This window comes from Stenotrophomonas sp. TWI273 (genome assembly GCF_039674765.1).
Taxonomy (GTDB): Bacteria; Pseudomonadota; Gammaproteobacteria; order Xanthomonadales; family Xanthomonadaceae; genus Stenotrophomonas.
The window spans coordinates 1-1,555 of the sequence record NZ_JBDJOA010000041.1; the positions used below are offsets into that span (position 1 = coordinate 1).

General features: G+C 68.4%; 2 protein-coding genes. Both read right to left on the reverse strand.

Annotated elements, in window-relative coordinates:
- Positions 1-73 precede the first annotated feature (73 nt).
- The gene (gene rlmB / locus ABE571_RS18775; protein ID WP_019184367.1) at positions 74-820 is read right to left on the reverse strand and encodes a 23S rRNA (guanosine(2251)-2'-O)-methyltransferase RlmB; all 747 of its coding nucleotides are present in this window, start codon (positions 818-820) and stop codon (positions 74-76) included.
- A gap of 97 nt (positions 821-917) precedes the next feature.
- The gene (locus tag ABE571_RS18780) at positions 918-1,394 is read right to left on the reverse strand and encodes a GFA family protein (protein ID WP_313217742.1); all 477 of its coding nucleotides are present in this window, start codon (positions 1,392-1,394) and stop codon (positions 918-920) included.
- Positions 1,395-1,555 lie beyond the last annotated feature (161 nt).

Consider the following 1,555-nt stretch of genomic DNA (forward strand, 5'->3'; position numbering starts at 1 on the left):
CCGTTGGTCGGCTGCCGTTCGCCGCCTGGAGCAGCCGACCAACGGTCGGCTCTACCCCCTCGCGCGGGCGGGCTTACAGCCCGCGCTGACGCACCGCTTCGAACAGGCTCACGCCGGTGGCGACGGAGACGTTCAGGCTCTCGATATCGCCTGGCATCGGAATCTTGACCAGGCCATCGCAGTTTTCGCGGGTCAGCCGGCGCAGGCCGTCGGCTTCGCCGCCCAGCACCAGCGCCACGTTGCCCTTCAGGTCGATCGCATACAGCGACTCGGTGGCTTCACCGGCCAGGCCGTAGATCCACACGCCCAGCTTCTGCAGGTCCTTCAGGCAGCGCGAGAGGTTGGTCACCTGCACCACCGGGATACGGTCGGCTGCGCCGGCCGAGGTCTTGCGTACGGTCGCATTGACCGAGGCCGACTTGTCCTTGGGAATGATCACCGCCGTGGCACCGGCCGCCGCCGCGCTGCGCAGGCAGGCGCCGAGGTTGTGCGGGTCCTGGACCTCATCGAGGATCAGCAGCAGGGCCTTGCCCTCGGCCGCTTCCACCAGCCCTTCCAGCTCGTTCTCGCCCCAGGTCCGTGCGGCCTGGTAGCGCGCCGCCACGCCCTGGTGACGCACCGAACCGCCCACACCGTCCAGCGCCTGGGTGTTCACCTTGCGCACGTCGATGCCCTTGCGGCGTGCGTTTTCCTCGATCTCGGTCAGACGCGGGTTCTTCGCACCGGCCTCGATGAGGACCTCGCGGACGTTCTCGGCATCATTCTCGATCGAAGAGGCGACGGCGTTGACGCCGACGATCCACTGGCTTTGCTTGCTCATTGCGGGGGGCGGGACCGGTAAAGGGGTTGGTAATGGTAGAGCATCAAGGCCCACCCTGCCCTGCCGGGCGTTCACGGGGGGCGTTCACAGCCCGCCTTCAGCCCGGCGGCCAATCCGCGGTGTCGTGGTCCGGGTGCTGGTGGGAGACGATATGCAACAGGAAGTCGCCGGCCTCGGCGTCCTCTTCGCTGCGCAGCGCGCTGAGCGACCCAAGGGCATCCACGAACGGGAGCTTGGCCTCGATCCCGTACTGGATCGTCGGCGGCAGGCGGGCCGGTTCATCGAAGGCGCCGGCCGCGATCGCTACGCCATCCGGGGCTTCGTAGGTCAACGGGGTGCCGCAGTCAGCGCAGAAGCCGCGCTGGACCATAGTGGAGGATGGGAAACGCCGGGGCTCGCCGCGGGTCCAGCGGAAGTCGCTGCCACGGACCGAGACCAAGGGGGCGTAATAGGCGCCGAAGGCCTTCTGGCACATCCGGCAATGGCAGATCGAGCTGTGGGTCAGCGCACCGACCACGTGGAAGCGGATCGCGCCGCACTGGCAACCACCGCTGTATTCGGGGAGGGCCTGCATGGGATCGCTCCGATGGGATCGGCGTGCCCACCAACCGTGGGCGGGTAGACGATGTGCCGACCAACGGTCGGCACCTGCCGCGGACCCGCCCGGGGCCGGTACCCCCCGATAACTACAAGATGTTTGTGCGCGTGGGAGGCGGGCCGCGCGGCGGGAGCACA

Coding starts and splice junctions, on each gene's coding strand:
- ABE571_RS18780 (WP_313217742.1), bottom strand. CDS start 1,394: ATGCAGGCCCTCCCCGAATACAGCGGTGGTTGCCAGTGCGGCGCGATC.
- rlmB (WP_019184367.1), bottom strand. CDS start 820: ATGAGCAAGCAAAGCCAGTGGATCGTCGGCGTCAACGCCGTCGCCTCT.